Source organism: Xanthomonas sp. NCPPB 1128, assembly GCF_001043115.1.
Lineage (GTDB): Bacteria > Pseudomonadota > Gammaproteobacteria > Xanthomonadales > Xanthomonadaceae > Xanthomonas_A.
In genome coordinates this window covers 1-26,911 of record NZ_LFME01000049.1, presented here as the reverse complement: position 1 = coordinate 26,911, position 26,911 = coordinate 1, and the positions used below count along the sequence as shown (strand labels likewise).

At 69.3% G+C, this 26,911-nt stretch carries 24 protein-coding genes; 6 read left to right on the top strand and 18 right to left on the bottom strand.

The genetic code is table 11. The features are described from left to right. Nucleotides 1-214: 214 nt before the first annotated feature. The 5 genes from ACP93_RS19915 to ACP93_RS19895 form a co-directional block, all read right to left on the bottom strand. Nucleotides 215-1,729 (bottom strand): ATP-binding response regulator, encoded by a 1,515-nt coding sequence (locus ACP93_RS19915; RefSeq protein WP_048492400.1) that lies wholly within the window; start codon nt 1,727-1,729, stop codon nt 215-217. A 6-nt stretch (nt 1,730-1,735) separates the two neighbouring features. After that, nucleotides 1,736-2,176 (bottom strand): response regulator, encoded by a 441-nt coding sequence (locus ACP93_RS19910; RefSeq protein ID WP_048492399.1) that lies wholly within the window; start codon nt 2,174-2,176, stop codon nt 1,736-1,738. Continuing rightward, complete coding sequence (locus ACP93_RS19905; RefSeq protein WP_048492398.1) at nt 2,173-3,984, bottom strand: sensor histidine kinase; 1,812 nt, start codon at nt 3,982-3,984, stop codon at nt 2,173-2,175. Before ACP93_RS19905 ends, ACP93_RS19910 begins: the two co-directional genes overlap by 4 nt. A 195-nt stretch (nt 3,985-4,179) precedes the next feature. After that, nucleotides 4,180-4,521 (bottom strand): hypothetical protein, encoded by a 342-nt coding sequence (locus ACP93_RS19900; protein ID WP_228136099.1) that lies wholly within the window; start codon nt 4,519-4,521, stop codon nt 4,180-4,182. 187 nt (nt 4,522-4,708) lie between these two features. Further along, nucleotides 4,709-5,125 carry a BON domain-containing protein gene (locus tag ACP93_RS19895; protein WP_048492396.1) on the bottom strand — a complete coding sequence of 139 codons (417 nt, stop codon included), beginning with the start codon at nt 5,123-5,125 and terminating at the stop codon, nt 4,709-4,711. A gap of 143 nt (nt 5,126-5,268) precedes the next feature. On the opposite strand from ACP93_RS19895, the gene ACP93_RS19890 reads away from it, so the two are divergent. Continuing rightward, the gene (locus tag ACP93_RS19890) at nt 5,269-6,309 is read left to right on the top strand and encodes an oxidoreductase (protein ID WP_048492395.1); all 1,041 of its coding nucleotides are present in this window, start codon (nt 5,269-5,271) and stop codon (nt 6,307-6,309) included. A gap of 10 nt (nt 6,310-6,319) precedes the next feature. On the opposite strand, the gene gnd is transcribed toward ACP93_RS19890, so the two are convergent. Both gnd and ACP93_RS19880 read right to left on the bottom strand, forming a co-directional pair. Continuing rightward, nucleotides 6,320-7,264: a phosphogluconate dehydrogenase (NAD(+)-dependent, decarboxylating) gene (gene gnd / locus ACP93_RS19885; RefSeq protein ID WP_048492394.1), complete on the bottom strand. Its 945-nt coding sequence runs from the start codon at nt 7,262-7,264 to the stop codon at nt 6,320-6,322. Between the two features lie 68 nt (nt 7,265-7,332). Then, nucleotides 7,333-8,616 (bottom strand): hypothetical protein, encoded by a 1,284-nt coding sequence (locus ACP93_RS19880; RefSeq protein WP_082143555.1) that lies wholly within the window; start codon nt 8,614-8,616, stop codon nt 7,333-7,335. Between the two features lie 209 nt (nt 8,617-8,825). Here ACP93_RS19880 and ACP93_RS19875 point away from each other — a divergent pair, with 209 nt between their 5' ends. Further along, nucleotides 8,826-9,716 (top strand): TIGR01777 family oxidoreductase, encoded by an 891-nt coding sequence (locus tag ACP93_RS19875; RefSeq protein ID WP_048492392.1) that lies wholly within the window; start codon nt 8,826-8,828, stop codon nt 9,714-9,716. A gap of 139 nt (nt 9,717-9,855) precedes the next feature. Here ACP93_RS19875 and ACP93_RS19870 read toward each other — a convergent pair whose 3' ends face one another. From ACP93_RS19870 to ACP93_RS19845, 6 genes are all read right to left on the bottom strand, one after another. Continuing rightward, nucleotides 9,856-10,224: a glycine zipper 2TM domain-containing protein gene (locus ACP93_RS19870; RefSeq protein WP_048492391.1), complete on the bottom strand. Its 369-nt coding sequence runs from the start codon at nt 10,222-10,224 to the stop codon at nt 9,856-9,858. 131 nt (nt 10,225-10,355) lie between these two features. Continuing rightward, on the bottom strand, nt 10,356-11,096 hold the full coding sequence (locus tag ACP93_RS19865) for a DUF2242 domain-containing protein (RefSeq protein WP_048492390.1): 741 nt from the start codon (nt 11,094-11,096) through the stop codon (nt 10,356-10,358). Between the two features lie 124 nt (nt 11,097-11,220). Beyond that, entirely contained in the window at nt 11,221-12,270 is a 1,050-nt protein-coding gene (locus ACP93_RS19860; RefSeq protein WP_048492389.1) for a DNA methyltransferase, read from the bottom strand. Continuing rightward, a complete protein-coding gene (locus ACP93_RS19855) occupies nt 12,263-13,369 on the bottom strand; it encodes a hypothetical protein (protein ID WP_048492388.1) in 1,107 nt (368 codons plus the stop codon). The genes ACP93_RS19860 and ACP93_RS19855 overlap by 8 nt, the downstream gene beginning before the upstream one ends. Nucleotides 13,370-13,378: 9 nt before the next feature. Then, nucleotides 13,379-14,803 (bottom strand): nicotinate phosphoribosyltransferase, encoded by a 1,425-nt coding sequence (locus ACP93_RS19850; RefSeq protein ID WP_048492387.1) that lies wholly within the window; start codon nt 14,801-14,803, stop codon nt 13,379-13,381. Between the two features lie 60 nt (nt 14,804-14,863). Further along, nucleotides 14,864-15,919, bottom strand: coding sequence for a bifunctional nicotinamide-nucleotide adenylyltransferase/Nudix hydroxylase (locus ACP93_RS19845; RefSeq protein ID WP_048492386.1), 1,056 nt, complete (start codon nt 15,917-15,919; stop codon nt 14,864-14,866). Nucleotides 15,920-16,205: 286 nt separating this feature from the next. Between ACP93_RS19845 and ACP93_RS19840 the strand changes: the two genes are divergently transcribed. Continuing rightward, complete coding sequence (locus ACP93_RS19840; protein WP_048492385.1) at nt 16,206-17,204, top strand: glycosyl hydrolase 53 family protein; 999 nt, start codon at nt 16,206-16,208, stop codon at nt 17,202-17,204. Nucleotides 17,205-17,355: 151 nt separating this feature from the next. After that, a complete protein-coding gene (locus ACP93_RS19835; RefSeq protein ID WP_228136100.1) occupies nt 17,356-18,171 on the top strand; it encodes an endonuclease/exonuclease/phosphatase family protein in 816 nt (271 codons plus the stop codon). A 591-nt stretch (nt 18,172-18,762) separates the two neighbouring features. Here ACP93_RS19835 and ACP93_RS19830 read toward each other — a convergent pair. Then, on the bottom strand, nt 18,763-19,662 hold the full coding sequence (locus ACP93_RS19830) for a LysR family transcriptional regulator (protein ID WP_048492383.1): 900 nt from the start codon (nt 19,660-19,662) through the stop codon (nt 18,763-18,765). 86 nt (nt 19,663-19,748) lie between these two features. On the opposite strand from ACP93_RS19830, the gene ACP93_RS19825 reads away from it, so the two are divergent. Continuing rightward, the gene (locus tag ACP93_RS19825) at nt 19,749-20,492 is read left to right on the top strand and encodes a sulfite exporter TauE/SafE family protein (RefSeq protein WP_048492401.1); all 744 of its coding nucleotides are present in this window, start codon (nt 19,749-19,751) and stop codon (nt 20,490-20,492) included. Nucleotides 20,493-20,971: 479 nt separating this feature from the next. On the opposite strand, the gene ACP93_RS19820 is transcribed toward ACP93_RS19825, so the two are convergent. The 4 genes from ACP93_RS19820 to ACP93_RS19805 all read right to left on the bottom strand — a co-directional run bounded on the left by ACP93_RS19820 (nt 20,972) and on the right by ACP93_RS19805 (nt 25,376). Beyond that, nucleotides 20,972-23,149, bottom strand: a complete 2,178-nt coding sequence (locus ACP93_RS19820) for a carboxy terminal-processing peptidase (protein WP_048492382.1) — start codon at nt 23,147-23,149, stop codon at nt 20,972-20,974. A gap of 220 nt (nt 23,150-23,369) precedes the next feature. Further along, the gene (lipA, locus tag ACP93_RS19815; protein ID WP_048492381.1) at nt 23,370-24,380 is read right to left on the bottom strand and encodes a lipoyl synthase; all 1,011 of its coding nucleotides are present in this window, start codon (nt 24,378-24,380) and stop codon (nt 23,370-23,372) included. Between the two features lie 22 nt (nt 24,381-24,402). Next, a complete protein-coding gene (gene lipB / locus ACP93_RS19810; RefSeq protein WP_048492380.1) occupies nt 24,403-25,110 on the bottom strand; it encodes a lipoyl(octanoyl) transferase LipB in 708 nt (235 codons plus the stop codon). After that, nucleotides 25,098-25,376, bottom strand: coding sequence for a YbeD family protein (locus tag ACP93_RS19805; protein WP_048492379.1), 279 nt, complete (start codon nt 25,374-25,376; stop codon nt 25,098-25,100). Before ACP93_RS19805 ends, lipB begins: the two co-directional genes overlap by 13 nt. Nucleotides 25,377-25,730: 354 nt before the next feature. On the opposite strand from ACP93_RS19805, the gene ACP93_RS19800 reads away from it, so the two are divergent. Beyond that, complete coding sequence (locus tag ACP93_RS19800; protein WP_048492378.1) at nt 25,731-26,786, top strand: lipid A deacylase LpxR family protein; 1,056 nt, start codon at nt 25,731-25,733, stop codon at nt 26,784-26,786. Nucleotides 26,787-26,911 lie beyond the last annotated feature (125 nt).

The window sequence follows — 26,911 nt, the reverse complement described above, 5'->3', positions numbered from 1 at the left end:
CCGCGCCCCGGCCCGCCGCGACCCGGAAGACCAGTCGGCGCAGCAGTGAAAGAGCCGGGACACGGGACCGGGGACACGGGACCCGGAAAAGCGGGTCGAGACCTCCGATAGAACCAGCAGAACGCCTCGCTCAAGCCAGGACCAGGATTCGCTGCCGCCGTTGCTGTTCCGGGTCCCGGGTCCCCGGTCCCGGCTCCTCAGCGGTCCCGGCTCCTCAACCACTCTCCAACGCATGCGCCACAGCCCGGAACACCCGCTGCATCTCCAGCGGCTTGCGCAAGACGTGCACGGCGACGTCGGCCGGGAAGTGGTCGCGTTCCAGGGTGGTGCCGGTGTCCTCGAGCACGATCGCCGGGCCCTGGTAGCCCAGGTCCTGCAGGGCAAGCAACAGGCGCACCGCCGACAGCAGGATGATGTCGCTGTCCACGATCACCAGATCCGGCAGGCCGTGCTCCTCGACGTCGCGCAGCGCGGCGGCGCCGTCGGATGCCAGCTGCGGCAGGTAGCCCTGGCTGGACAGCGCGTTGCTGAGCAGCGACAGCCGCGTGGCCTCGCCGTCGACCAGCAACACGCGCTGGCCCTTGCCCATCGGCAACGACAGCTCCGGCTCGGCCGATGGCGCCGGCGCGCGCAGCGGCATCAGCAGCTCGAAACAGGTGCCCTCGCCCGGCGTGCTGTCCACGCCGATGTGACCACCGTAGCTCTCGACGATGCGCTTGCACGAGATCAGGCCCAGGCCGGTGCCGTCGTGCTTGGTGGTGAAGAACGGGCTGAACAGCCGCGCCTGGGTCGCCGCGTCCATGCCGATGCCGCTGTCGCGGACCAGGATGCGCACCTGCTCGCTTCCGTCGGCGCCGATCGCCGGCGTCGCCGAGAAGCTCAGCTGGCCGCCATCGGGCATCGCCTGGATGGCGTTGAGGCCGAGGTTGAGCAGGCACTGCTGCAGCTCGGTGTAGTTGGCCTCGATCGACAGCGCCGGATCGGCCACCTCCACCTTCAGCGACACCCGCTCCGGCAGGCTGCTCTTGAGCAGCATCTGCACGGCCTGGAACAGCTCGGCCAGGCGCACCCGCTCGCTGGGCGTGCGCGAGCCGCGCACGAACGACAGCATCGACTCGGCCATCTCGTGGCCGCGCCGGCCGCACTCGGCGATGACGTCGGCCAGATGCCGCAGTTGCGGATCCTCGCTGCGGCCGACGATCAGTTCCGGCACGATCAGCAGCGGCTGCAGGATGTTGCGCAGGTCGTGGCTGAGGCCGGCGGCGAGCAGGGCAAGGCTCTCCAGCCGCTGCGCACGCATCAATTCGCGCTCCACCCGCTGCCGTTCACGCTCGGTGCGGGCCTCGCGGATCGCGCGCGCCACCGCCGACGGCAGGCGCGTCGGGTTGTGCTTGATGATGTAGTCGTTGGCGCCGTCGCGCAGCGCCTCGACCGCGGTCTCCTCGCCGATGGTGCCGGAGACGAAGATGAAGGGCACCGCGTTGCCGTCCTCGCGCACCACCCGCAGCGCCTCGTGCCCGGAGAAACCGGGCATGCTCAGGTCCGACAGCACGATGTCCGGGGCGAACTCGCCGAGCGCCTCGCGCAGCCCAGGCTCGCTTTCCACGCGGCGGAACGCCGCTTCCAGGCCGGCGTCCAGCAACTGGTCGGACAGCAGCTCGGCATCCTCCGGCGAATCCTCGACCATGAGGATCCGGATCGGGCCAAGCCTGGGGCCGGTGGTGGGCATACGCGCTTACTCTTTGTCCGGCGCCTGGTTGATCAGCGCCCAGAAGGTACCCAGGGTCTTCACCGCGGTGAAGAACTGGTCCACGTCCACCGGCTTGACCACATACGCGTTCACGCCCAGGTCCCAGCTGCGGGCCAGGTCGCTCTCCTCGCGCGAGGACGACAGGATCACCACCGGCAGGCGCTTGAGCGACTCCTCGCTGCGCACCAGCTTCAGCACTTCCAGGCCGTCCAGGCGCGGCATCTTGATGTCCAGCAGCAACACCGCCGGCAGGCCTTCCTCGCGGTTGGCGTAGGCGCCGCGGCGCAGCAGATAGTCCATCGCCTCGACACCGTCCTCGACGTGCACGATGGGATTGGCCAGACGCGCGTCGCGCAACGCATCCACCGCCATTTCGGCATCGGCGGGACTGTCTTCGGCAAGCAGGATGGTGCGGATGGCGGTCATGCGATGAACTCGATAGAGGGCGTTTCGGGCGCCGGGGGCAAGACGAAATGGAAGGTGGCGCCCTGGTCGGGGGCGGACTCGGCCCAGATGTGGCCGCCATGGCGGGCCAGCACGCGGCGCACGCTGGCCAGGCCGATGCCGGTGCCGGAGTACTCGCTGGCCTTGTGCAGGCGCTGGAACACGCCGAACAGCTTGGCCGCGTAGGTCATGTCGAAGCCTGCGCCATTATCGCGCACGCTGAAGTGATGGCTGCCGTCCGGCTGCACCTGGTAGCCGATCTCGATCTGCGCGACCTCGCGCTTGGCGCTGTACTTGACCGCGTTGCCAAGCAGGTTCAGCCACAGCTGCCGCATCATGTTCTCGTCGGCGACCAGGATCGGCAGCGGCGCGATGCTCCACTCGATGCGATGGCCGCTGCCGCCGTGGTCGGACTGGTAATTGGCGTCGAGCACCGAGCGCGTCTCCGCCACCAGCGACTGCATGTCCACCGCCTGCAGTCGCAGCGCGCTGCGCCCCAGCCGCGAGTACACCAGCAGATCGTCGATCAGCGAGGCCATACGCCGCGCCGAGGTGCCGATCACCTCCAGATAATGCCGGCTCTTCTCGTCGGCGCCGTCGCCCAGGTGCCGGGCCAGCTTGTCGGCGAAGCCGGCGACGTGGCGCAACGGCGCGCGCAGGTCGTGCGAGACCGAGTAACTGAATGCCTCCAGTTCGCGATTGACCTCCGACACCTGCTCGACCTTGCCCTCCAACTGCCGGTTCAACTCCTGGATGCGCTGCTGCGCGGTCTTCTGCAGGGTGATGTCGCTGACCGTCATCAAGACCACTTCGTCCTCGCTGTCCGGCAGCGGCATGCGCCGCGCATTCAGCAGCATGGTCCTTGGTACCCCGTCCGCGCCGAGTTGTTCGTGTTCGAAATCCCACAATTCGCGTCCACGCAGCAGCACGTCGGCCAGCCGCTGGACGATGATCGGGTCCTGCCAGACGCCATCGCCGACATCGCCGAGCATCTTCGGCGGATCCGCCAAGTCCATCCCGTACAGTTCGGCGAAGGCGGTGTTGTGCATCATCATCCGCTGCCCATTGTCGAGCAGCACGATCGGTTCGCGTACGGTCTGCAGCACCGCCGCGGCGCGGCCGTTCGCGCGCAGGGTGTCCCGCTCCGCATCCAGGCGCCGGCCGATCTGCCGTTGCAGCAGCCAGATCACCAGGCCCAGCAACAGCAACTGCACGCCCAGGGTGGTCCAGCTCGCCACCGAAGCCAGGGTACGCCGCTGCTCGGCGTCGGCGGTACGCTCGCTCAGCAGTTCGTCCTCGCGCCGCTGCAGCTCGGCGATCAGGCCGCGCACCGGATTGTCGGCGGTCATGTCCTGGATCAGCGCGCGGATCCGCTCCGGATCGCGCGCCTGGGCGATGCGTTCGGCCAGCAGCGCGCGCCGTTCCAGCGTGCTCTGCAGGCGGCCGATACGGATCTGCTGGTCGGCGTTGTCGCGGGTCAGGTCGGCCAGGTGGGCGATGGTCGGCTGCAAGGACGCACGCGCCTCCTTGAAGCGCGCGGTCAGGATCGGCGACTGCACGCCGTGCGACATCGCCATCGCCGCCGACTCCATGTCGCGCATGTCCGCCTCCATCCCGTTCAGGGTGGCGGTCACCTCCTGGCTGTGGCCGACCCAGTCGGCAGCACGCAGCGTCCCTGCATTCATCTGCCGCAGCAGCAGCGACGGCAGGATGACGATCAGGACGACAGCCAGGGCCAGCAGCGGCAGGCGCCAGCGGTCCCAAGCATCGTGTTTGGCGATGGTCTGCATAGCGGGTGCGTCAGAAGGAGGATCGGCTGCGGCCATCGCGGGCGCGCATTGTCGCCCATCTTCCCCGGCAGCAGATAAATTGTTCAGCGAGAGCGCGATACCCCGATCGCGCCAGCGGTGTGGACACTATCCCAGCCCGCACGCACGACGGAACCGGCGGCAGGTCGCCGCCGCATCGCAGCCCGCAAGCGCCGCTCAGGGCTGGCGCACCGGTGTGGGGACGGAACCTTGGCTGCCGATCAGGGCAGATGCCGGCATGCCAGCACGGACCAGCAGGAAATCGGCATGACTGCGCAGGCGCCGGCGCTCGGACTGGCTCAAGCCCTGGTCCAGTTCCTGGATCAGCGCGGCGAACGCGGGCCAGAAACCGGCATCGTCGTGGAAGGTGGTCAACAGCATGCTCAACTGCGCTTCGAGCCGGCGTACCGCGGGCAGCAGCGGCGACGGCTGGGTATCACGGCCGGACAGCGCGGCGCCCAGCGCTTCGGCAGCTGCAGCCGCATGCCCCGCGGCCGGGTGGGGTTGGGTGTCCAACATCGCGCGTGATCCGTTGACGAACATGACTGGATGATGTCTGAGCGGGTGTCAAAACGACGCGAAATGCGATGGGCGTCGCGATTTTCCTGGACCGCAAAAAAAACGCACCCCGCAGGGTGCGTGTCGCAGACCGGCTGTCGCGGGAGGGGGCGCCTCGTCGCATCCCCCACCCGCGGCCGCGCAGCACTTACTTCTTGGCGGCAGCGCTGACCGTCAGGTCGGCCGCATCCACCTTCTTGACTCCCTTGATCTTCTTGGCAACCGCCACGGCCTTGTCCTTCTCCGCCTTGGTCGCGACCGCGCCCGACAGCTTGACCGTGCCGTTGACGGTATCGACCTTGATTTCGGTGCCCGACACGTTCTTGGTGGCTAGCAGATCGGCCTTCACCTTGGTGGTGATCCAGGTGTCGGTGACCGGCTCGTTGGAATCGTGGCGGCTGGCGTCATGGGCGGTGGTGTCGTGCTGCATGGTGTCCTGCTGGCCCATGGTGCCGTGGTCCTTGGCACCGGTGGCCTGGCCAGCTGCGAACGCCTGGCCCGGGCCGAACGCGAAACCGGCCACCAGGGTGGCGCCAAGCAGGGTGCGTGCATTGATCGTTTTCATCGTGTCTTCCTCCGCTGAAGGTGCGCGCAGTCTCCACCACGCCGTTGTACAGGCGACGTGACCGAACAATCGCCGCAGCGTGAATACGCCGCCGCGTCCTTGCGCCGGGCGATACTGGAATCCCACCGCTCCCGCCTGCGTCCATGTCCGACTTCAATCTCGCCCTGCTCGGCTTCGGCTACGTCGGCCGTACCTTCCATGCGCCGCTGATCGCGCACACGCCCGGCCTGCGCCTGCATACCGTGGTCTCGCGCCAGGCCGAGACCGTGAACGCGGCCTGGCCACAGGCACGCGTGGTCGCCGATGCGGCGCAGGCCTTCGCCGATCCACAGATCGATGCGGTGGTGATCGCCACGCCCAACCAGACCCACGCGCCGCTGGCGCTGGCCGCCCTGGCGCAGGGCAAGCACGTGCTGGTGGACAAGCCGTTCACCCTGGACGTGGCCGAGGCGGAGCAGGTGCTCGCGCAGGCGCAGCGCGTCGGTCGCATCGTCAGCGTGTTCCAGAACCGTCGCTGGGACGGCGACTTCCTCGGCGTGCGCGCCTTGCTCGAAGCCGGCACGCTGGGCGAGATCGCCGAGTTCCATTCGCACTTCGATCGTCATCGTCCGCAGGTGGGCGACCGCTGGCGCGAGCACGCGCTGCCCGGCTCGGGGCTGTGGTTCGACCTGGGGCCGCATCTGCTCGATCAGGCACTGCAACTGTTCGGGCCGCCGCAGGCGCTGCAGGCCGACCTGGCGCTGCAGCGGCCAGGTGCGCAAACGGTGGACTACGTGCATGCGGTGCTGCGCTATCCACGGCTGCGCGTGGTGCTGCATGCCGGTTCACTGGTCGCGGCGAACGGTCTGCGCTTCGCGGTCCACGGCACCGGCGGCAGCTATCTCAAGCATGGCCTGGATACGCAGGAAGCGCAGTTGCGCGCCGGCGTCGTGCCGGGTGCGCCGGACTGGGGCGCCGATCCCCTGCCCGGCCAGTTGCGCCTGGTCGGCGCCGACGGCACCCACGCCGTGCAGACCCTGCCGGCACACCGCGGCGATTACCGCGACTGCTACGCGGCCTTTCGCGAGGCGCTGGCCGGGCGTGGGCCTGCGCCGGTGGATGCGGCGCAGGCGCTGGCGGTGATGCGCCTGCTGGAGGCAGGCGTGCGCAGCGCCGCCTCCAGCTGCAGCGTCACGCTGGACTGAGCGCCGGGCCTCAGGCCGGGCGCGTACCGCCCGGCGCGGGCGCGTCGCCGCCCTCGTGCTTGATCGCATGGCCGCCGAACTGGTTGCGCATGGCCGCCAGCAGCTTGTCGGCGAACGAATCGTCGTCGCGCGAGCGCAGCCGTTCCAGCAGCGACAGGGTGATCACCGGCGCCGGCACGTCCAGATCGATCGCCTCGGCCACGGTCCAGCGGCCTTCGCCGGAGTCCTGGACGAACGGCGCGATCCCGGCCAGGGTCGGGTTGTCGCCCAATGCATCCGCGCACAGGTCCAGCAGCCACGAACGCACCACACTGCCCTGGCGCCAGACCTCGGCCACCTGGTGCAGGTCCAGCGCGAATTCCTGCTTGCGCCCCATCAGCGCGAAGCCCTCGGCATAGGCCTGCATCATCCCGTACTCGATGCCGTTGTGGACCATCTTGGTGAAGTGGCCGGCGCCGCTGGGGCCGACGTGTCCCCAGCCGGCATCAGTCGCCGGCGCCAGCGTCGCGAACACGTCGTGCAGGCGCTGCACCGCGGCGCTGTCGCCGCCGATCATCAGGCTGTAGCCCTCGCGCAACCCCCACACGCCGCCGCTGGTGCCGCAATCGACATAGGCGATGCCATGCGCGGCGAGCTCGCCGGCACGGCGCATCGAATCCTTGTAGTAGGAGTTGCCGCCGTCGATCACCACGTCGCCCTTGCCCAGCAGCGGCAGCAAGTCGGCCAGGGTGTCGTCGACGACCTTGCCGGCGGGCACCATCAGCCACACCGCGCGCGGCGCCGGCAGCGCCGCGATCAGCGCGGCCATGCTATCGACCGCTTCCACCCCGCGCTGCTGCGCCGAGCTGCGTGCGGCCTCGCCCAGGTCGAAACCGACCACGCGATGCCCGCCGCGCACCAGCCGCTCGGCCATGTTGGCGCCCATCCGGCCCAAGCCTACAAGTCCCAGTTCCATGCGTCGTTCCCGGTTCGAAAAAGGAGGATTAGGGTCTCACGAAGCAGTCGCGCCGACGTGACGCGCAGCTAAGGCGCCGGTGCGACGGCTTGTGCCGGCGATGGCGCCTGCGCGCACGCGCGCAGTTGCAGGTCGCGCCAGCGCTGATAGAGCGTGGTGTGCAGATTCTGCAGGGTCAGCTCGATCGCGAACGGCGTGCGCGGATTGCGATCCAGCAATCGCACCACGTGGTAGCCGATCGGCTTGACGCCCTTGGGATGCACGTAGACCTGAAAGCCGCGGTAGAACGGGTCGTCGAGCAGGGCATCCAGTTGCGCGAGCACCGTCTGTTGCGCCGGGTCCAGGCGTGCGCGCAACACCGGGTCGCGCTCGTACAGCAGCCGCTCGAAGCGTTCGCGCCCCGGGCCGCGCAGCGCCTGGGCCAGTTCCCAGATGCGCCGGTTCTGGCCATCGTAGTAGGCGAAGCCGCCGTGTGCGCGCAGCGCCGCCGCGGCCTCGGTGCTGACCGCGGCGACCACGAAGTTCTCCGCCTGGTTGTTGATGTCGTCCAGGTAGCGGCGCTCGAACACGTGCACGATGTAGCCGGGCACACCGAGGAAGGCCGCACGCCCGCGCTGCGCGGTCCTGGTTGCCTTGCCATCGGCGAAGAACTCGCCGGCGTGCGCGCCGAGCAGGATGCTGTCGGTGTCGTGCAGGGTCAGGAAGGTGCCGATCGACAGCTCGTCGGCACTGAACGCATGATCGAACGCGGCATCGCCATACAGTTCGCGCTGTGTCGCCAATTGCGCGATCTGCCGACCGACGCCGCACTCCGAGCGCACGTGCCCGCTGTAGAACGCCTCGATCGCCTGCGCATTGCCGCCTGCCGGGCGATAGCCGCGGCCTAAGCTGCGGAAGCGTTCCCAACCCTGCGCCTGCGCGCCGCGCAGGCCGAAGCCGATCCAGCCCAACTGCAGCGCCGAGAAGCGATAGCCGGGGTTGTCCTGCAGGCGCGTGACCGCGCGCGTGGTGGCTGCGCCCAGTTGCAGGAAATAGCCGCACTGCGTCGCCGGCGCGTCCAGCAAGGCGCGCAGCCCCTGTTGCCGTTGCGCGTCGTTCCAGGCCTTGGGCAACGCCACCTGCAGATCGCCGTGGGCCTGCGCCTCGGCCAGCGAACCGCGCTCGCAGGGCGCGCCGGCGGCGATCTGCGGCTGCGCCGCGGAGGTGCTGCCGATGCGCCAGCCCAGCCGCTCCAGCAGCGCAGCCAGGCAGGCCGCGCTGGCCTGGTCGGCCGGGGCCGGCGCGGCCGTGGCTGCGGCACTGACGAGCAGCGTGACCAACAGCAGGCCAATGCCCCGGCGCAGACGCGGCATGCGAGCGAACCTCGGTGATCGGATCATGGAGCGGGCATCGCGAGCAGGAGCTTCCCTTGGCGGCGCGGCGGCGGCGCCCGCGCAGCGTGCCGTGTGGCCCGTGCAGGCATCGCGAAACCACACCGCCGCACCGGCGGCCCCGGCATTCACTCTTCCGCCATGCCCGGCGCACCTACACTGCGGCTCCCTTGGCGCAAGCGATCCCCTGCATGCACGTCCTCGTTACCGGAGGCACCGGATTCATCGGCCGCGCACTGTGTCCGGCCCTGCTTGCCGCCGGGTATCGGGTCAGCGTGCTCACCCGCGACCCCGCACGCGCGGCGCGCCTGTTGCCGAAGGTGCAGGTGCTGGACGACCTGCACCGCGCCGCACCGGCCGACGCGGTGATCAACCTCGCCGGCGAGCCGCTGACCGAGGGCCGCTGGAGCGCCACCCGCAAGCGCCGCTTCCGCACCTCACGCATCGGCACCACCCGCGCTCTGATCGACTGGATGAGCAAGCTCGACGCCGCGCAGCGTCCGGGCTGCCTGATCTCCGGCTCGGCGATCGGCTACTACGGCGACCGCGGCGACGAGGTCCTGGACGAAGACAGCGCGCCCGGCGACGACTTTGCCGCCCAGCTCTGCCGCGACTGGGAAGCCGAGGCGCTGCGCGCGCAGGAACTCGGCGTGCGCACCAGCCTGGTCCGCACCGGCGTGGTGCTGGGCCGCGATGGCGGCGCACTGGCGCGCATGCTGCTGCCGTTCCGTTTCGGCATGGGCGGGCGCATGGGCGATGGCCGCCAGTGGATGAGCTGGATCCATCGCGACGATCAGGTCGGGCTGCTGCTGTGGCTGCTGCAGCAAGGCGGCGACGGCGCCTACGATGCCACCGCGCCGGCGCCGGTGACCAATGCCGCGTTCGCGCAGCAACTCGCCGCGACCTTGCATCGCCCGGCGCTGCTGCCGATGCCCGGCGCTGCGCTGCGCCTGGCCTTCGGCGAGATGGCCGACCTGTTGCTGGGCAGCCAGCGCGTGCTACCGGCACGTGCGCAACGCGAGGGTTATGTCTTCCGCTATCCGGAACTGGACGCGGCGCTGCGCGACCTGCTCGCCGATTGAGCCGCCGCGGCGCCGAATCGCACATCGTCGCAACCAGCGCACAAAAGAAAACGCCCCGGCGGAGGCCTCCGCCGGGGCGTGCTGCATCAGGTCGTCAGGTCGGCACCAAGCGCCGACCGACACGATGCGGTGCCGTGACTCAATAGCGCTTGCAGACGGTCTCGACCACGCGATTGCCATTGGCCTGCTGACGCTGGCCCTGGATGTAGCGGCCGGTGGCGCCACCGGCGACCGCGCCGCCGACCGTGGCCAGCTTGCGGCCATCGCCCTTGCCGATCTGGTTGCCGAGCAGGCCGCCGATCGCCGCACCCGCCAGGGTGCCGCCGATGCGGTCGGGGTCGGTGCTGTTCTTGCGCACCGCGACCTTCTTGCAGTGCACGCGGGTGCCGTCGCTGAAGCGGCGGCCATTGTCCTCGGGACCGTAGTGGCGCTGCGCCTCGGCCAGCGGCGCGGCGGCCGTGGCGATGGCAAGCACGGAAAGACACAAGGCGGATTTGAGAGTGTTCATGCTGATTGCTCCTGGGTGGCGGAGCCGATGCACAAGCACCGCGCTCTCGACGGGCGCCACCTTCTCACCGATTTCGCGAATGGTTCGTGAAGCGAAATCGGCCGCATTCAGCTTGCGTAGCAGCGCCTGAATCAGTCGGCGCCGCCGGGCTCGCCACTCGGCGGCGCAGTCGTGACTGGCGGCTGCGCCACAGTGGCGGCCGCGGGTGCCGGCGACGGCGTGGGCATCGCAGTGGGCGTCGATGACGGCTCGGTCGACGCGGCCGGTGGGGGTGCTGCCGGTGCCGGTGCTGGCGCAGCCATCGCCGCAGGGGCCGGCGGATGCGCAGGCGGCTCCGGCGCTGGCTTGCTCTTGGGCAGGTACTCGCTCATCAGCTGGAAGAAGCGCTTGTAGAAGTCGCCGTCCTGCACCGTGCTGCTGGCGACCCGCACCATCGAGTCGTCGCTGCTGCCGATCGGCAGCGATACCGAGCCGAGCACGCCGACGCCGACACTGGCCGAGGTCGGGCTCTTTTTCAGCGCATAGCGGTCCTGCAAGGCACTGACGAACACCCAGGATTCGTCCTGCCCGTGCGCCACGCAGGACACGCGCAGTTCCAACTGCTCGTGCAACTCGTCGCTGGGCTGGAAGTTCTTGGTGCCTTCCACCGCATCGGCGGTGGCCTTGGAGACCACGTAGCCCTGGCTCAGCAGCGCGCGGCGCGCCGATTCGCAGGCCTGCGCCGGCTGCACCGGGTAGTTGCGCGAATACGTGTTGTCGGAATTGAAGGTCTCCTTCACCAGGCCGTCCTGCTTGCGGGCGAAACAGCCGCTCAGGCCGATCGCGATCAGCGCGAGCGCGGGAATGGCGAGAACCTTGGAGGGAGCGGACATAGGCCGTTGACCGGAGAGAGGGAACCGCGGCAAAGGATAGCCGCAAGCGCGTCGGCGCGGCCTTGACGCCGCCGCGGCCGCTCATCCCGCGGTTAGCGAGGTGCGCGGCCCGGCCGCCGCCGGGTCAGCCGGCGGCGGGTTCCAGCGCTAGGTCCACGCGCAGCAGGCCGCCCTCGCGGGCGCGGCGTTCGGCGCGCAGGTAATGATGGGCGTCGAGCACTTCCAGGGTCGGCGGCGCCGCCAGCGGCTCGCCCCACAGGCTCAGCAGGAAGCCGCGCGCGCGCAGCCAGTCGAGCAGCCGCAGTAGGCCGTGCAGGTCGCGCGGCAGCAGCAGGTCGACGTCGCCGGGCAGCCGCGGCGCCGCTGTCGGATCGGCCAGCCAGCGCGGATAGCTGCCGTGCAACGCGAAGGCGAAACCGTCGGCGCGCAGGGCCGCCAGCAGTTGCGCGGTGCCCGCCAGGTCGATGGGCTGGCGCCGGTGCTGGAAGATCAGCGCGTACTCGTGGCTGCGATCGTTGCGGGTGTCGCCGGGCGCCAGTGGCTGCGCGGTCTCGCGCGGGTAGCACAGCACGCGTTCGGGACAGGGCGCGAACAGGCTGCCGAGGATCCGCGCCAGATCCCAGGCCTGCGGCACCGAGGTCTCGCCGAGCTGGACGTTCTCCACCATCGCGATGCATAAGCCGTCCTCGCGCAGGACGCGGCGCACGCCATGGAACACCGCGCGCAGGCCGTGCAGGTAGGTGGCGTAGTCAGCACTGGCGTAGAGCTGGTGGGGCCCCGCCGCGACCGGCCAGTCGCAGCCGAAATACGGCACGTTGGTCAGGCACAGGTCCACCGGCACGGCCGGCGCGCACTGCGGCAAGCCGCCGTCCAACACCTCGGCATGCAGGCCGAGCCGCTGCAGCCGTTCGCGTGCCAGCGCCGCGCGCGCCGCGTCGATCTCCAGGCCGATGCCGTGGCGGCCTTCCAGTTCCGCCGCGAGCAAGGTGCTGCCGAAGCCGCAGAACGGATCCAGCACGCGCGCACCGGGTGCGCTGAAGTGGCGCACGAATGGCCGCATCTGCCCGACCCAGCCGCAGTCGCGCGCGCCCAGCGGATCGCGCTGGCGCAGGTCTTCCGGCAGCCGATGCTGCGGCGGATCCGGCGACGGCGTCCACCAACTGCGGCTATCCATGCGGCGCCCGCCACAGCAGATCGCGGTCCGGCTGCCAGCCGGCGCACAGCCGGCCGTCGGCAAAGAACACCAGCTTGTAGATGTCGCCGCTGTCGTGGCGCGCCTGCATCGCCCCGTAGTCGGAGGTCTCGAACACCACCTCCATGCCGTCGGCAGTAACCAGGCGCAGGTTCCAGAAGTAGTAGCCCTCGGTGATCTGCAGCGGCTGCAGCGCGCGCCACCACGGCGCGGCCATGCACGCGCCGAGCACCTGCTCCACCGCGACCCGCGCCTGGGTCAGATAGCGCGCGGTGCCGCCGTCGCGGTAGCCGTCGCCGAGTCGGGAGAACTCGCGGAAAATTACCGTGCGCGCCCCGCAGGCGCGCGCCCAGTCCAGGTAGGCGGCGACGCCATCGGCATCGGCGATGCCGCCGTGCTGCAGGATGCATACCAGGCGCAGCGGCAGCGCCGCGGCGATGCGTTGCGCGGTGGCAACGAAGACGTCCGCATCGGCGATCGCCTCGCCGGGACGGAAACGCATGATCGCGTCGTTGTGCGCCTGCTGCGGATGGTGGCGCGACAGTTCGATCCACGACAGGCCGAAGCGCTGCAATGCCTGCAGCAACACCTCGCCTTGGCCGCGGGCGAAACCGGCGCCGTTGCTGTACAGCACGCGCTGTTCGACCAGCAAGCCCTCGCGCTCGGCCGCGCCCAGCGTGTGCAGGAGCTCCACGAACCAGGCTTCGTCGTCGGTCATCTCCAGCCCCGAGAGCGAATGCGACAGCGGCAGCCCGCGCAGTTGCGCCAACGCCTGGCGCAGCTGCACGAAGTAGTCCGGCGGCGGCCGCAGGCTGGCTGCGGCGGTGCCGCCGGCCTGCGGCCGCAAGGTTTCCGAGCAGAAGCGGCAGCGCGCCGAACATGGCCGCACCGACGCGTAAGGAGTGAAGGTAACCGGCTGCGCGACGCGGTAGTCGCGCGCGCCGATGCGCTGCTGTCGCCAGCGCGATGCATCCGCGGCGGCCGGCACCCGCCATTCCAGATGCGGGGTGCTGGTACGCAGGGCGGCGAACAGCGGCGAGCCGCCGCTCAGCGGCGGCGCGCTCGGCAAGGACGCGTGCATGGGCGCCTCCTACAGGCGCGCGGCGTTCGCGCGCTCGCGCACCTCGGCGAAGGTCCAGTCGTGCAGCAAGCGGCCGTTCTCCCACACGGTGACCATCGCATCGTCGTAGCCGGCCGGGCCGGCGACCGCCTCGGCCGAGACCGCATCGGCCGCCACCGGTTCGGTGCGATAGCTGCCGTACTCGCGGTGCCGCAGCAGGCGCATGCGCCCGCGCTTGCTGAGCTTGCCCTTGTCGGTGACCGGGTCCTTGTAGACGTCGATCCAGCGGCCGTCGACGCGCGCGGCCGAGCACTTCAACGCGAACTTCTGCGTATCGCGATCAAGACGCTGCAGCAAGGCACCGCCCATGCCGAAGGCCAGGTTGTCGGTGGCGTAGCCGGCACTGGTGATGCGCTCCAGGATCGCGCGGATGCTGGTCGGGTTGACCCCGTCGCCCTGGATCACCCGCACGTGGTTGAGCACCTTGTAGCCCTTGCCGTTGACGCTGTGGCCGAAGGCCTCGTCGAGCAGTTCCAGGCACTGGTGCACCACCGCCACCGGATCGCCCGAGTCCGGGCGGATCACCACGGTGGCGCCGGAGGCGATCACCTCCTCGCGCAGCGTGGTGCCCCAGTGCTCGCGGATCGCGTGGAAGATGTCGTAGCTGTCCGACACCACCGCGACCACGCCGCCCGGCTTGCCGAACTGCTTGAGCATGTTGCGGTACGCATCGACCTCGCGCTCGCGGCCCCAACTGGTGATGGTGCTGTGCTCGGCGGCGGGGATCGAATAGCCGGCCATCGGCTCGTGATAGTGCGCGCGCGCCAGCAACAGCCCGGACACGGTATCGGTGCCGAGGAAATTGACCAGATGCGAGGCGCCGCCGATCGCCGCCGATTCCAGGCTGGAGACGCCGCGCGCGCCGAAGTCGTGCAGCTTGAACGGCAACTGCCCGTCCGGATCGTCGCTGGTGCGCTCCAGGAACTGGCGCAGGGTCTGCTTGGCGTGCCAGCTGACCGTGGCCACGGTCACTGGGTACCAGATGCGCAGCAGCAACGTCTCCAGGTACGACGGGACCCAGTAGGCCTGCGCGTCGGTGGACTCGATGGTCATCAGCGCGTTGTGGGTCGGCACCACGCTGCCCTCGGGCACGGCGCGGATGCGGATCGGCAACTGGCCGCCGAGGCGGTCGACGATGTCGCGCCAGCCGGCCTCGTTGAACGGCTCGCCGTGCGCGGCGAACAGGTCGCGCGCCTCGTCGATGTCGGCATGGGTGACCGGGCGGCCCAGCGCCTCCTTGAGGATCGACTGCAGGCCGAAGAACACGGTGCGGTCGTAGACGCCGCCGCGCGATTCCACGTAGAAGAACGTGGCATCGGTGCCGGGCGGGTACTGCAGCCAGTGGCTGGCCTTGTAGCTATCGGTGTTGAGCAGCAGGTTGTTCAGGCATTGCATGACGGAAGCTCCTTCGCGTCTGGGAAAGCCGGCGGTCTGTCCGCCGGCCGGGAGGCCGCGTCAACCGCGGCCCAGGAAGAATTCGAGCAGGTGCAGATGGTCTTCGAACAGTTTCGGGCCCATGCCCAGCACTTCGCTGACCGGCACCCAGCGCGCCTTGTCGGCGTCGTCGCCGCCGCGCACCTCGGGCAGTTCGCCGAACACGAACTCGAAGTGGAAGGCGTGGGTGATGGTGCGCCCGCGCAGGCTGCGCTCGGGATGGTCGAACACGTGGCGGTTCTTCAGCGAGCCCTTGAGCACCGGCACCGGAATCTTCAGCCGGGTCTCCTCGCGCAGTTCGCGCAGGCAGGCGTCGAGGATGCTCTCGTGCTGGCCGACGAAGCCGCCCGGCAGCGCCCACAGGCCCTTGCCCGGCGCCGCGCGGCGGCGCACCAGCAGCACATGGCCGGAGTGCACCACCACCGCGTCGGCGGTGACGAAGGTGGGCGGATACGGCGCCTCCTTCCAGGCAGCACGGTATTGCTCGATGAACTGATATTCGGCGAGCAGCTCGGCATACGACGGCGAGTTCTTGCGGAACGCCTCGAGCATGTCGAACACCGGCGTCGGCACGTTGCCGCGCAGCATCAGCAGCGCACCGTGGAAATCGATGCTGCCGGCCTCGAACAGGTAACGGCGCAACTCGGTCGCCGACAGCGTCTCGGTGTGCTGCACGTCGACCAGCGGCCACTGCGGGAACTCGCGCAGGTAATAGCTGCTGGCATCCTTGTCCATGCCGATCAGGCCGATCCGCGCCTCGGCGCTGCCGCCATCGCTGCGCACCGCCTCGGCCACCGTCGCCTGCACCGCCGCGATCCATTGGCTTTCGTTGTACAGGTGGTCGCGCAACGGTCGCAGGATCAGCCGCTCGCCAGCGCCTTCCAGGGCAGCCTGGATCATCACGCTGCGCTCGGCAACGGTCCAGGGATTGCGGATGGTGCGGGGGGTCTCGGCCGAGCCGATCAGGAAGATGAGTTTCTGTCCACGCGCCAGGGCGTGGCGGGCAACGGCGGCATGGCCGTTGTGGAAGGGCTCGAAGCGCCCGATGAACACGAGATAGTCGAACTCCATGAGCATCCCTCACGGTTGGGTGGATCGCCGCGGGTCTGTCCCTTGGCGTGAGCGGAATGCTACGCCGATGCCGCATCGCGTCAAGTGACGCACCGCGCAGATTCATCGGCCGTCCAGACAGTGCTTGCGCACGCCGCGCCGGCCGCGCTGCAGTGCAGCGCGCGTCGCCACGACGATCGCGCTAGCCTCGTGCGCGCCGCGGCCACGGGGACGGTCCGGCACGTCCTGCCGGCCGCTGCTCAGGCCCGCACGGCGCCCTCCTTCCCCGCCCCCACATCACCGCGAGAATCGCATGAACCGATCGAGCAAGCGCGTGTCCGCCTGGCTGCTGGTGTTGTTGCTCGCCTGCCTGTGTGCGCCGGCCATGGCGCAGACTTTCGCCAAGGGTGCCGATGTCAGTTGGATCGACCAGCAGGAAAGCAGCGGCAAGGTGTTCCGCAACGCCTCCGGCGCCACCACCGATTTCTTCGCGCTGCTCAAGGGCACCGGAGTCAACGCGGTCCGGCTGCGCGTGTGGGTCAATCCGCAGGGCGGCTGGAACGACGGCGCCGACACGTTGAACATGGCCAAGCGGGCCAAGGCGCAGGGCATGCGCATCATGATCGACTTCCACTACAGCGACAGCTGGGCCGATCCCGGCAAGCAGACCAAGCCGGCCGCCTGGAACAATCACGACTTCGCCACTCTGGTGAAGGACGTGTACTCGCACACCAGCGGCATCCTGTCCTACCTGAAGTCCAACGGCATCGACGTGAGTTGGGTGCAGGTGGGCAACGAGATCAACAGCGGCATGCTGTGGCCGGACGGCAAGACGCCCAACTTCGGCAACCTCGCGCAACTGATCAACAGCGGCTACAACGCCAGCAAGTCGGTCTATCCCAACGCCAAGGTGATCGTGCACCTGGCCAACGGCCACGACAACGCGACCTTCCGCTGGTTCTTCGACAGCCTCAAGTCGGCCGGCGGCAAGTGGGACGTGGTCGGCATGTCGCACTACCCGTCCACCAATGCCTGGCAAAGCGCCAACACCCAGATCGCCAGCAACATGCAGGACATGGTGGCGCGCTACGGCTCGGACGTGATCGTCAGCGAGGTCGGCATGGACTGGCAGCAGGCCGCCACCACCCGCGCGATGCTGTCCGATCTGCTGAGCAAGACCCGTGCGCTCGGCAGCCGCGGCCTGGGCGTGTTCTATTGGGAACCCGACGCCTATCCGGGCTGGCAGGGCTACACGATGGGCGCGGTGAACAACAACGGGCAACTCACCCAGGCGCTGTCGGCGTTCAACTGATCGCGCGCGGCAGGCGCGCCACGCGGTGGTCACCGACACCACCGCCGTGCCACCATCGCGTGCTCCGTTCCTGCCGAGATCTGCCATGTCGCTGTCGCTGTCGTCCGCGCGCAAGCTCGCGCTTCCTCTGCTGCTGGTGCTGGGCGTGTGCATGGCGCCAGCGCAGGCACACAAGCCGACGTCGCCTGCCGCGCCGGCCCCGCTCAAGGTGATGAGCTTCAACGTGCGCGTACCGGTCGACACCGACGGCGACAAGCGCTGGGACGTGCGCCGAAGCGCAATGGCCGCGCTGATCCGCACGCAGCATCCGGACGTGTTCGGCACCCAGGAACTGGTCGAGCGCCAGGCCGACTACCTGGCCGCGCAGTTGCCGGAGTACCGCTGGTTCGGCCCCAGCCGCGACGGCAAGGACGACGGCGAACGCATGGGCGTGTTCTACGACAGCCGCAAGCTGAAGCTGATGGAGTCGGGCCACTTCTGGCTGTCGGACACGCCAGAGGTGATGGGCAGCATCAGCTGGGGCCATCCGCTGCCGCGCATGGTCAACTGGGGGCTGTTCGAGCGCATCGGCGATGGCCGCCGCTTCTACCTGTTCGACACCCACCTGCCCTATCGCGACGAGGACGAAGCGGCGCGCGCCAAGGGCGCGGCGCTGATCGTGTCGCGCCTGAAGGCATTGCCCGCGGACGTGCCGGTGGTGCTGACCGGCGACTTCAACACGGTGCCGGACTCGCCGACCTACCGCACCCTCACCGCCAGCCTGGTCGACGCACGTACGCAGGTGGCGCAGCCGCAGGGCCCGGAAGCGACCTTCCACGATTTCACCGGCCACCCGGACCGGCGCATCGACTGGATCCTCTCGCGCGGGCTCAAAGCCACCGACTACGCCACGCTCGACGCACGGCCGCAGGGCCACTGGCCATCGGACCACTTCCCGGTGATCGCCACGTTCGCCTGGCCACAGTGAGGCGATGAGGCCTGCGGCATGGGCCGCAGGCGCGCGTGCAGGAGCGGCCTCAGTCGTGACGAAGCACTGGCGGTAACGCCTGTCGCGGCTGAAGCCGCTCCTACGAGGCAACGTCATGCCTGACAGGACAGGCTGTTGGATGTGTTCTGACCTCCTTTCTACCGGAGCATGCGCGCTGACGAAATGCCGCTCGTCGTAGGAGCGGCTTCAGCCGCGACGCGCATGACCAGAAAGGCTGCGGCTTGGCTCGCTGGCCAAGGCCACGTCGAGTGCTGCAAGACAACGACACCTCCGGCCGAACCACAGCACAAGCGCGTGATCGGAGCAGTTCTTCAGTCGTAATCTCGCACCGGAATGCATCCGACTCCGGTGACAGTCGGGACTGAAGTCCCTCCCACAGGAAGCAGGCGCGCTGACAGTGGGCTGCATGTCGTAGGAGCGGCTTCAGCCGCGACGCATGATCAAGGAACAGCCGTCGCAACTGATCGCGAACCCGGAACGAGGGTCGCGCCTGCACGTGAGCGACGCCCAGCTGCACCGCTGCACCAGCACGTCGTCAGAGGCGTCAACAACGCGCCGGCATGCGCTCCCTCAGCCCGCTGGCGCAGCGTGCGCACACAGCCAATCCAGGACCTGCTGCACCGGCGACGATGGTGCCGGCGTCGGCCGCCACACGATCGACAGCTGGCGCAGCGCCCACGGCTCCTGCAGCGGTACCGCGACCAGCTGTGCACGCACGCTGACCCGCTCCAGCGCCGCCTGCGGCAGGATCGCCACGCCGGCACCGCGTGCCAGCATGCGGCACAGCGGTTCGATGCCGTGCACCTGCGCGCGGATGCGCAACTGCCCGCCTGCGCGCGCCGCCTGCGTGCGCAGGTGTTGCTGCAGGGCGCTGTCCTCGGCTAGGCCGAGGAACTGCGCTTCCCATACCTGCGCGAACCGCAGCTGCGGCGCCTGCGCCAGCGGATGCGTGGCCGCGGCCACCAGCACCAGCCGATCCTGCCGGAACGGGTGTGCCTGCAGGCCCTGCAGATCGGCATGGTCGGCGATCACCGCCAGATCGGCGCGTTGCTCGCGCAACGCATCGGCCGCGGCGACACTGCCCTGCTCGCGCAGCGCCAGATCGATGCGCGGATGCGCGACCAGGAACTCGGCCAGCAGCTCCGGCAACCATTCCGACAGCGCCGCGGTATTGGCCAGCAGGCGCACGCTGGTCGGGTGGCCGCCGGCGTAGTCGCCCAGTTCGCTGCGCATCGCCTCGGCCTGGCGCAGCAACTGCCGCGCGTGCCGCAGCAGCGCGGTTCCGGCCGCGGTGAGGCCGACGCCGCGCGGCCCGCGCTCGAACAACGCGACGCCGAGCTGCGTCTCCAGCGCGCGGATGCGTGCGCTGGCGGCGGCCAGCGACAGCGCCGCGCGCTCGGCACCGGCGGTGATGCTGCCCGCCTCGGCCACCGCCAGGAACAGGCGCAGATCGGTGAAATCCAGATGCATCGGCGCTCCCGCCTTCGTCGTTGCCGAAGTCTGCCTGAAGCATTCGCGCATTGTCCGGCTGCCGCGGCGCGTCGATGCTGGACGTCATGGACACCCTCGCACCGCACCTGCTGCCGATCGCCCTGGTCTTCCTGCTGGCCGGCGGCGTCAAGGGCGTGGCCGGCATGGGCCTGCCGACGGTGGCGATGGGCCTGCTCGGACTATGGCTGACGCCGACAGAGGCCGCGGCGCTGCTGGCGCTGCCATCGCTGCTGACCAACCTGCAGCAGGCCTGGGGAGCGAACACTGGCGCGTTGCTGCGACGGCTGTGGCCGCTGCTGGCGTGCATCGTCGCCGGCACCTGGCTCAGCGCCGGCGTCCTCGCTGGCGCCGACCCGCGGCTGCCGCGCGCCGGCCTGGGCGCGTTGCTGGCGCTGTACGCCGTGCTCGGCCTGCTCCAGTGGCAGGCACGCCTGTCGCCATTGCAGGCGCGCGGGGCAGGGCCGCCGGTGGGCCTGGCGACCGGTCTGCTGACCGGCGCCACCGGCGTGTTCGTGTTGCCGGTGCTGCCCTACCTGGTGGCGCTGGACCTGCCGCGGGACACGCTGATGCGCGCGCTGGGCTGTTGCTTCGCCGCGGCCACCCTGGCGCTGGCCGTCGCACTGGTCGCGCACGGCGCCTTCCCGACGCAGGCGCTGGGTCCCTCGTTGCTGGCGCTGCTGCCCACCGCGCTCGGCATGTGGCTGGGTGCGCGGCTGCGCCAGCGTATTTCCGCCAGCGCGTTCCGCCGCGTGTTCTTCCTGACCCTGCTCGGCCTGGGACTGCATCAGTTGTGGCAGGCGCTGGGCTGAAGATGTGATCCCGCCACAACCGCTCAGCCGCAGGAGCGGCTTCAGCCGCGACCGGGCATCCCCGGGAAGGCCCGGTCGCGGCTGAAGGGCACCCCCAGCCATTTGTGGGAGCGGCTTCGGTCGCGACGGGCGTCACCGGGAATGCCCGTCGCGGCTGAAGCCGCTCCTACAATCGCGACGACACGCCATGCCGAGCTGCGGCAACGCGGCGTTGCTAGAGGTGTCCTGAAGCCGCTCCTACGACGACACGCATCAAGCGCGCGGCAGACCAAACGCCACGCCCGCGGTTCTCACCAATCAGCAGAACTGCAGGCCTGCCCCTCAGTCCACCCAACCCTCCGCAAGCATCGACACGGCGGACGGTCGACCGGCGCACGGCGATGGCGCACGAATGCCCTGCAAAACCCGAACCCGCAATGAAAAACGCGCCATCGCGGGGCGATGGCGCGTTCGTGTTCGCGCGACGGTGGAGCGCAGGCTCAGTCAGCCCAGCGCCCCGGGCCGGTGGATTGCGGCAGTACCTGCACCGACAGCGGACGGTCCTTCTCCAGCAGGTTGACCGCGTCGCTCAGGATCGAAGCCGATTCGCGCAGCAGCGGGTCCGGGCGCTTGTCGACCAGCTTCTCGCGCGCGGCGTCCTTGACGATGTCGCGCTCGTTACCGGTCAGGCCGTCGTCGCTGCTGTCGTCGGCCAGCGGATCCAGGGGCAGGCCGAGCTGCTTGCGGATCTCCTGGCGCTGCTTGCGCTGCGCGTCCTGCTTCTCGCGCTCGGCGCGGCGCTCGGCCTCGTTGAGCACCACGTACTTCTTCGCCGCCTCGGTGCGGAACTGGCGCACGTCCTCTTCCCACCACTGGAATTCCTTGTCGTTGGCGATGCGCGTGGTGTGCAGCGCCTCCAGCTTGGGCAGCAGCGGCGCGAAATTGCCGTACTGGGTGTGCGGCACCGCGGCGATGCGGCTCCACGGCAGCGCGTTGTCGTAGGTGCTCTCGCCGAACTCGGTGGCATCGACGCTGGCCGGGAAGGCGATGTCCGGCACCACGCCCTTGTGCTGGGTGCTGCTGCCGCTGACGCGGAAGAACTGGGCGATGGTCAGCTTGACCTGGCCGAAGCGGTCGGTCTCGTTGGCCGGCCAGCGATCCAGGTCGACGATGTTCTGCACCGTGCCCTTGCCGAAGCTGGTCTCGCCGATGATCAGGCCGCGGCCGTAATCCTGGATGGCGCCGGCGAAGATCTCCGACGCCGAGGCCGAGCCGCGGTTGATCAGCACCGCCAGCGGGCCGTCCCAGGCCACGGCCGGGTTCTGGTCGCTGTTGACGGTGACGCGGCCGCCGGATTCGCGCACCTGCACCACCGGGCCCTGCTCGATGAACAGGCCGGTCAGCTCGATCGCTTCGTCCAGCGAACCGCCACCGTTGTTGCGCAGGTCCAGCACCACGCCGTCGACCTTGTCGGTCTTGAACCCGGCCAGCAGCTTGGCCACGTCGCGGGTCGCCGAGGCGTAGTCCTTGGCGTTGCGGCGGCGGCCTTCGAAGTCCTGATAGAACGCCGGCAGCTTGATCACGCCGATGCGCCGCGCCGGCTCGCCGTCCTTCGCCGGCAGCTCGATGGTCTCGCCCTTGGCGGCCTGTTCGGCCAGGCGCACCTTCTGCCGGGTCAGCAGCACCTGGCGGTGCTTGCCGTCCACGCCGGCTTCGGCCGGGATGTACTCCAGGCGCACCTGGGTGTCCTTGTCGCCGCGGATCTTGGCGACCACGTCGTCGATGCGCCAGCCGATCACGTCCTCGACCGGACCGCTCTTGCCCTGGCCGACGCCGACGATGCGGTCGCCCGGCTTGAGCGTGCCGTCCAGCGCGGCCGGGCCGCCCGGGATCACCTCGCGGATCACCACCAGGTCGTCCTGCTTCTGCAGTTGCGCGCCGATGCCTTCCAGCGACAGCGACATCTGCTGGTTGAAGTTCTCGGCGGTGCGCGGGGTGAAGTAGTCGGTGTGCGGGTCGACCGTATTCGTGTAGGCGTTCATGAAGAACTGGAACACGTCCTCGCTCTTCAGCTCCTTCACCGAGTCGTCGAGGTTGGCGTAGCGCTTATCGAGCGTCTTGCGGATGTCCTCCGGCTTCTTGCCGGCGAGCTTGAGCCGCAGCCAGTCGTTCATCACCGACTTGCGCCACAGCGCATCCAGTTCCTGGTCGTCCTTGGCCCACGGCGCGTTCTTGCGGTCGTACTCGAACTTCTCGTCGCCGTCGAAGCTGAAGTCCTGCTTGAGCAGCTTGCGCGCGTAGGCGATGCGCTCGTCCACCCGCTGCCGGTACACGGCGAAGATCTGGAACGCCGGTTCCAGCTGGCCGGAGGAAATGTTGGCACCGAGGTTGTTCTGGAAGGCGGCGAACTTGTCGATGTCGGCCTGGGTGAAGAACTGCTTGCTGCCGTCCAGCGTCTCCAGATACTTCTTGAAGACCTCCTTGGAGGTCGCCTCGTCGAGGGCGCGCGGCCGATAGGCGTAGCGGCTGTCGGAGAGCAGGCCGTACACCAGCTTGGCGGTGGTGGCCTGGTCGGCGGTGGCAGCGGCCGGCAGGGCCGGCGCATCGGTACGCGCGAACAGCGCCAGCGGTGCGGTCAGCGCAAACGCCAGCAGGAAGGCGGAAGCTTTGAATTTCATCTGGGGACTCTCGGCACCAGGCCGTCAGGGGGGCAGCACATCGCATGAGACAACACGACAGTGACGCAAGTTGCAGGCCGTGTCACCTGTTCATGAAGCAGACTAGCGGCCGGCCTGCGCAGAAATGTGAACGCTGCCGATGCGAGCCGTGCGGACGGTCGTCCTGCGGCGACGAACGCGCGTCGTCGCCGCGGCAAGGCGCGGTGTGAGCAGATGCGGCTCAGGCGGCGACGCCGGCGCCAGCGGCCTGGCGATCGGCATGGTAGGACGAACGCACCATCGGGCCTGAGGCGACGTGGCTGAAGCCCAGCGCGTTGCCGTACTCCTCCAGCGCCTTGTATTCGTCCGGCGTCCAGTAGCGCATCACCGGGTGGTGGTGCGCGGTCGGCTGCAGGTACTGGCCGATGGTGACCATGTCCACGTCGTGCGCGCGCAGGTCGCGCAGGGTCGCCTGCACCTGTTCCAGGGTTTCGCCCAGGCCGAGCATGATGCCGGACTTGGTGGCGATGGCCGGGTGCTGCGCCTTGAACTTCTTCAGCAGGGTCAGCGACCACTGGTAGTCGGCGCCGGGACGCACGTTGGGATACAGGTCCGGCACGGTCTCGATGTTGTGGTTGAACACGTCCGGCGGATTGGTCGCCAGGATCTCCAGCGCGCGGTCCATGCGGCCCTTGCCGCGGAAGTCCGGGGTCAGGATCTCGATGCGGGTGGCCGGCGCGGCAACGCGGATGGCGCCGATACAGTCGGCGAAATGCTGGGCGCCGCCGTCGCGCAGGTCGCCGCGGTCGACGCTGGTCACCACCACGTACTTCAGGCCCATGTCGGCGACGGTCTGCGCCAGGCTGGCCGGCTCGCCGGCGTCCGGCGGCTTGGGCCGGCCGTGGGCGACATCGCAGAACGAGCAGCGCCGGGTGCAGACCTCGCCGAGGATCATGAAGGTGGCGGTGCCGTGGCCGAAGCACTCGTGGATGTTCGGGCAGCTGGCCTCTTCGCAGACGGTGACCAGGCGGTTCTCGCGCAGCTTGGCCTTGAGGGTCTGCACCGCGTTGCCGGAGGGAATGCGCACGCGGATCCACGAGGGTTTGCGCAGCACCGGCGCATCGGCGAACTGCACCGGCGAGCGCGCGATCTTGTCGCCCCCCAACTGCTTGACGCCGGTCTGCAGCGGCGCGGAGGCGCTGTCGCCGGAAAGGACCTGCAAGGGAATGGAGCGTGCGCTGGGCTGGGTCATGGCGTGGTCGGCGGGCAGGCGGTCAGGCCGCGTGCGTGAGCGAGAGGTCGGGCAAGGCGTCGAGCGGCTGCAGGGTCAGCCCGAACTGGCGCGCCAGTTGGGCCAGCAGGACCGGGGTGACCGCCTGCATGCCGGAGGGACCGCCCAAGTCTAGCACCGCGGTCACCTGCAGGCCCTGGTAGCCGCAGGGATTGATCCGGTGGAACGGCTCCAGGTCCATCGCCACGTTGAACGACAGGCCGTGGAAGGTGCAGCCGCGGCGCACACGGATACCCAGCGCGGCGACCTTGGCGCCGCCGACGTAGACGCCTGGCGCACCGTCGCGGCGCTGGCCGAGGATGTTCCATTTGTCGAGGGTGTCGATGATCGCCTGCTCGATCCGGCACACGTAGTCGCGCACGCCGATGTGCAGCCGGCGCAGATCCAGCAGCGGATACACCACCAACTGGCCAGGGCCGTGGTAGGTGACCTGGCCGCCACGATCGACCTGCAGCACCGGGATATCGCCGGGCGCCAACACGTGTTCCGGTTTGCCGGCCTGGCCGAGGGTGAATACCGGATCGTGCTCGACGACCCACAGCTCGTCGGGGGTGGCCTCGTCGCGCGCGTCGGTGAAGCGCTGCATCGCCCGCCACACCGGTTCGTAGGGCTGGCGGCCGAGCTGGCGGACCCGACACGGCGGCAGCGTCAATAACGGCGCCACTGGCGCGTCCGCGGCTACAGCGTCCACTTCACTTCCGGATGTTCGCGCAATGCCTGGTGCGCGGCGTCGTATTGAGCGCGGTCGGCGGCACGGAAGGCGATGCGCACCGACACGTATTTGCCGTTGGACGAATGCTTCCAGCTGATGCGCTCGTCCATCACCTCCACGCCGGCGGCGGCGAGCAGGCGCGGCAGTTCGGACTCCAGGCCGGTGTTGGCGGTGCCCATGGCGCTGAGTTCGAACACGCCGGGGAACTGGAAACCGTGATCGGGGTTGTCGGAAGTGATGTCCATGTCCGCATTATCGGGCCGGCGCCGGGCAAACCCAAGGCCACGACCGCGTGGGCCAGGCAGCGACCATGGACCACGCAACCGCGCAGGACGAGAATCCGGCTGGCGGGTCAGGCGCCGGCATGGCGCGGCCCGTCTGCCGCTGGCAATGCCGCCTTGCCTGCTCGGCGCACATCGTCTTCACAGCGCAAGCAGGCAAATGGGACGGACAAACCCAAACGGACGAATTTGTCCGCTACAGCGCATTTGCCTATCCTTGTCGCACGGGCTGCGTTCATGGTCCGGGGTGCTCGCCCGCATCGGCTGCCAGCAGGCGCACATCGCCGTTCTTTCCCTTCCCGACCAGAGACGCCTTCCATGCCGTCATCGCGCCTGTTTTTCCCTGTTGCCGCCGCGCTCGCCCTTGCCGCCGCGCCGGCAGCCGCCACCGAACAATGCCCGCGCGACACCCTGGAGGCCACCCCGCCCACGGTCAATTTCCGCGTCGACAACGACCTGTTCGGCGGCGCCGGCCAGGACCAGGGCTATACCAACGGCTTCGGCCTGATCCTGGTCTCGCCGAACCTGCGCGACTACACCGACGATCCCTGCCTGCCGCGGCTGGCGTGGGCGGTGAACCACGCTCTGACCTGGCTGCAGCCGAACAGCGACTTCACCCAGCGCAACATGACCTTCGCGGTCGGGCAGGCGCTTTTCACCCCCACCGACAAGACCCGCCGCGACCTGATCGAGGACGACCGTCCCTACGCCGGCCTGTTGCTGATGAACATCGGCTACAACGCGCGCAACGACGACCGCCTGCGCACCACGCAGCTGACCCTGGGCCTGATCGGCCCCTCGGCACAGGGCAAGCAGGTGCAGGATGCGGTGCACGAACTGCTGGGCGACGCCAAGTTCCAGGGCTGGGACAACCAGTTGCACGACGAACCGGTGTTCCGCGTGCTGCACGAACGCATGCACCGCTGGTCCGGCGACGGCAGCCGCGACGGCTGGGGCTGGGACGCGATCAGCCACTGGGGCGGCGCGCTGGGCACGCTGGATACTCACGCCAATGCCGGCATGGAACTGCGCCTGGGCTGGAAGTTGCCGGACGATTTCGGCAGTTCGCCGCTGCGCCCTGCCGGCGAGAACGTCGCCCCGTCGGCCAGCCGCATCGGCAGCGGTTGGTCGGCGCACCTGTTCGTGACCAGCGACGGCCGCTGGGTCCTGCGCGACATCACCCTGGACGGCAACACCTTCCGCGACAGCCACAGCGTGAAGAAGCGCCCCTTCGTCGGCAACGCCGGCATCGGCCTGGAAGTGGCGCGCGGCAAGTGGAAATTCGCCCTGACCCGCTACTGGAGCACCCGCGAGTTCGACCTGCAGCAGCAGACGCCCGTGTTCGGGAGCTTTACGATCAGTTATCGGCTTTAGGGCACCTCTAAAAACCTCGGCTTTGGCATCATTGGCTTAAAGGACACGCCGAGGAGGCCATGATGATCAGCCTGTTTGCCGGTCACGAACGGGAAGCCAAGCGGCAGCAGATCGGCGATCCGCTG

Bases quoted from the DNA above. Each gene is read 5' to 3' on its own strand.
- ACP93_RS19915 (WP_048492400.1), bottom strand. From the start codon at position 1,729: ATGCCCACCACCGGCCCCAGGCTTGGCCCGATCCGGATCCTCATGGTC.
- ACP93_RS19910 (WP_048492399.1), bottom strand. From the start codon at position 2,176: ATGACCGCCATCCGCACCATCCTGCTTGCCGAAGACAGTCCCGCCGAT.
- ACP93_RS19905 (WP_048492398.1), bottom strand. From the start codon at position 3,984: ATGCAGACCATCGCCAAACACGATGCTTGGGACCGCTGGCGCCTGCCG.
- ACP93_RS19900 (WP_228136099.1), bottom strand. From the start codon at position 4,521: ATGTTGGACACCCAACCCCACCCGGCCGCGGGGCATGCGGCTGCAGCT.
- ACP93_RS19895 (WP_048492396.1), bottom strand. From the start codon at position 5,125: ATGAAAACGATCAATGCACGCACCCTGCTTGGCGCCACCCTGGTGGCC.
- ACP93_RS19890 (WP_048492395.1), top strand. From the start codon at position 5,269: ATGTCCGACTTCAATCTCGCCCTGCTCGGCTTCGGCTACGTCGGCCGT.
- gnd (WP_048492394.1), bottom strand. From the start codon at position 7,264: ATGGAACTGGGACTTGTAGGCTTGGGCCGGATGGGCGCCAACATGGCC.
- ACP93_RS19880 (WP_082143555.1), bottom strand. From the start codon at position 8,616: ATGCCGCGTCTGCGCCGGGGCATTGGCCTGCTGTTGGTCACGCTGCTC.
- ACP93_RS19875 (WP_048492392.1), top strand. From the start codon at position 8,826: ATGCACGTCCTCGTTACCGGAGGCACCGGATTCATCGGCCGCGCACTG.
- ACP93_RS19870 (WP_048492391.1), bottom strand. From the start codon at position 10,224: ATGAACACTCTCAAATCCGCCTTGTGTCTTTCCGTGCTTGCCATCGCC.
- ACP93_RS19865 (WP_048492390.1), bottom strand. From the start codon at position 11,096: ATGTCCGCTCCCTCCAAGGTTCTCGCCATTCCCGCGCTCGCGCTGATC.
- ACP93_RS19860 (WP_048492389.1), bottom strand. From the start codon at position 12,270: ATGGATAGCCGCAGTTGGTGGACGCCGTCGCCGGATCCGCCGCAGCAT.
- ACP93_RS19855 (WP_048492388.1), bottom strand. From the start codon at position 13,369: ATGCACGCGTCCTTGCCGAGCGCGCCGCCGCTGAGCGGCGGCTCGCCG.
- ACP93_RS19850 (WP_048492387.1), bottom strand. From the start codon at position 14,803: ATGCAATGCCTGAACAACCTGCTGCTCAACACCGATAGCTACAAGGCC.
- ACP93_RS19845 (WP_048492386.1), bottom strand. From the start codon at position 15,919: ATGCTCATGGAGTTCGACTATCTCGTGTTCATCGGGCGCTTCGAGCCC.
- ACP93_RS19840 (WP_048492385.1), top strand. From the start codon at position 16,206: ATGAACCGATCGAGCAAGCGCGTGTCCGCCTGGCTGCTGGTGTTGTTG.
- ACP93_RS19835 (WP_228136100.1), top strand. From the start codon at position 17,356: ATGGCGCCAGCGCAGGCACACAAGCCGACGTCGCCTGCCGCGCCGGCC.
- ACP93_RS19830 (WP_048492383.1), bottom strand. From the start codon at position 19,662: ATGCATCTGGATTTCACCGATCTGCGCCTGTTCCTGGCGGTGGCCGAG.
- ACP93_RS19825 (WP_048492401.1), top strand. From the start codon at position 19,749: ATGGACACCCTCGCACCGCACCTGCTGCCGATCGCCCTGGTCTTCCTG.
- ACP93_RS19820 (WP_048492382.1), bottom strand. From the start codon at position 23,149: ATGAAATTCAAAGCTTCCGCCTTCCTGCTGGCGTTTGCGCTGACCGCA.
- lipA (WP_048492381.1), bottom strand. From the start codon at position 24,380: ATGACCCAGCCCAGCGCACGCTCCATTCCCTTGCAGGTCCTTTCCGGC.
- ACP93_RS19805 (WP_048492379.1), bottom strand. From the start codon at position 25,376: ATGGACATCACTTCCGACAACCCCGATCACGGTTTCCAGTTCCCCGGC.
- ACP93_RS19800 (WP_048492378.1), top strand. From the start codon at position 25,731: ATGCCGTCATCGCGCCTGTTTTTCCCTGTTGCCGCCGCGCTCGCCCTT.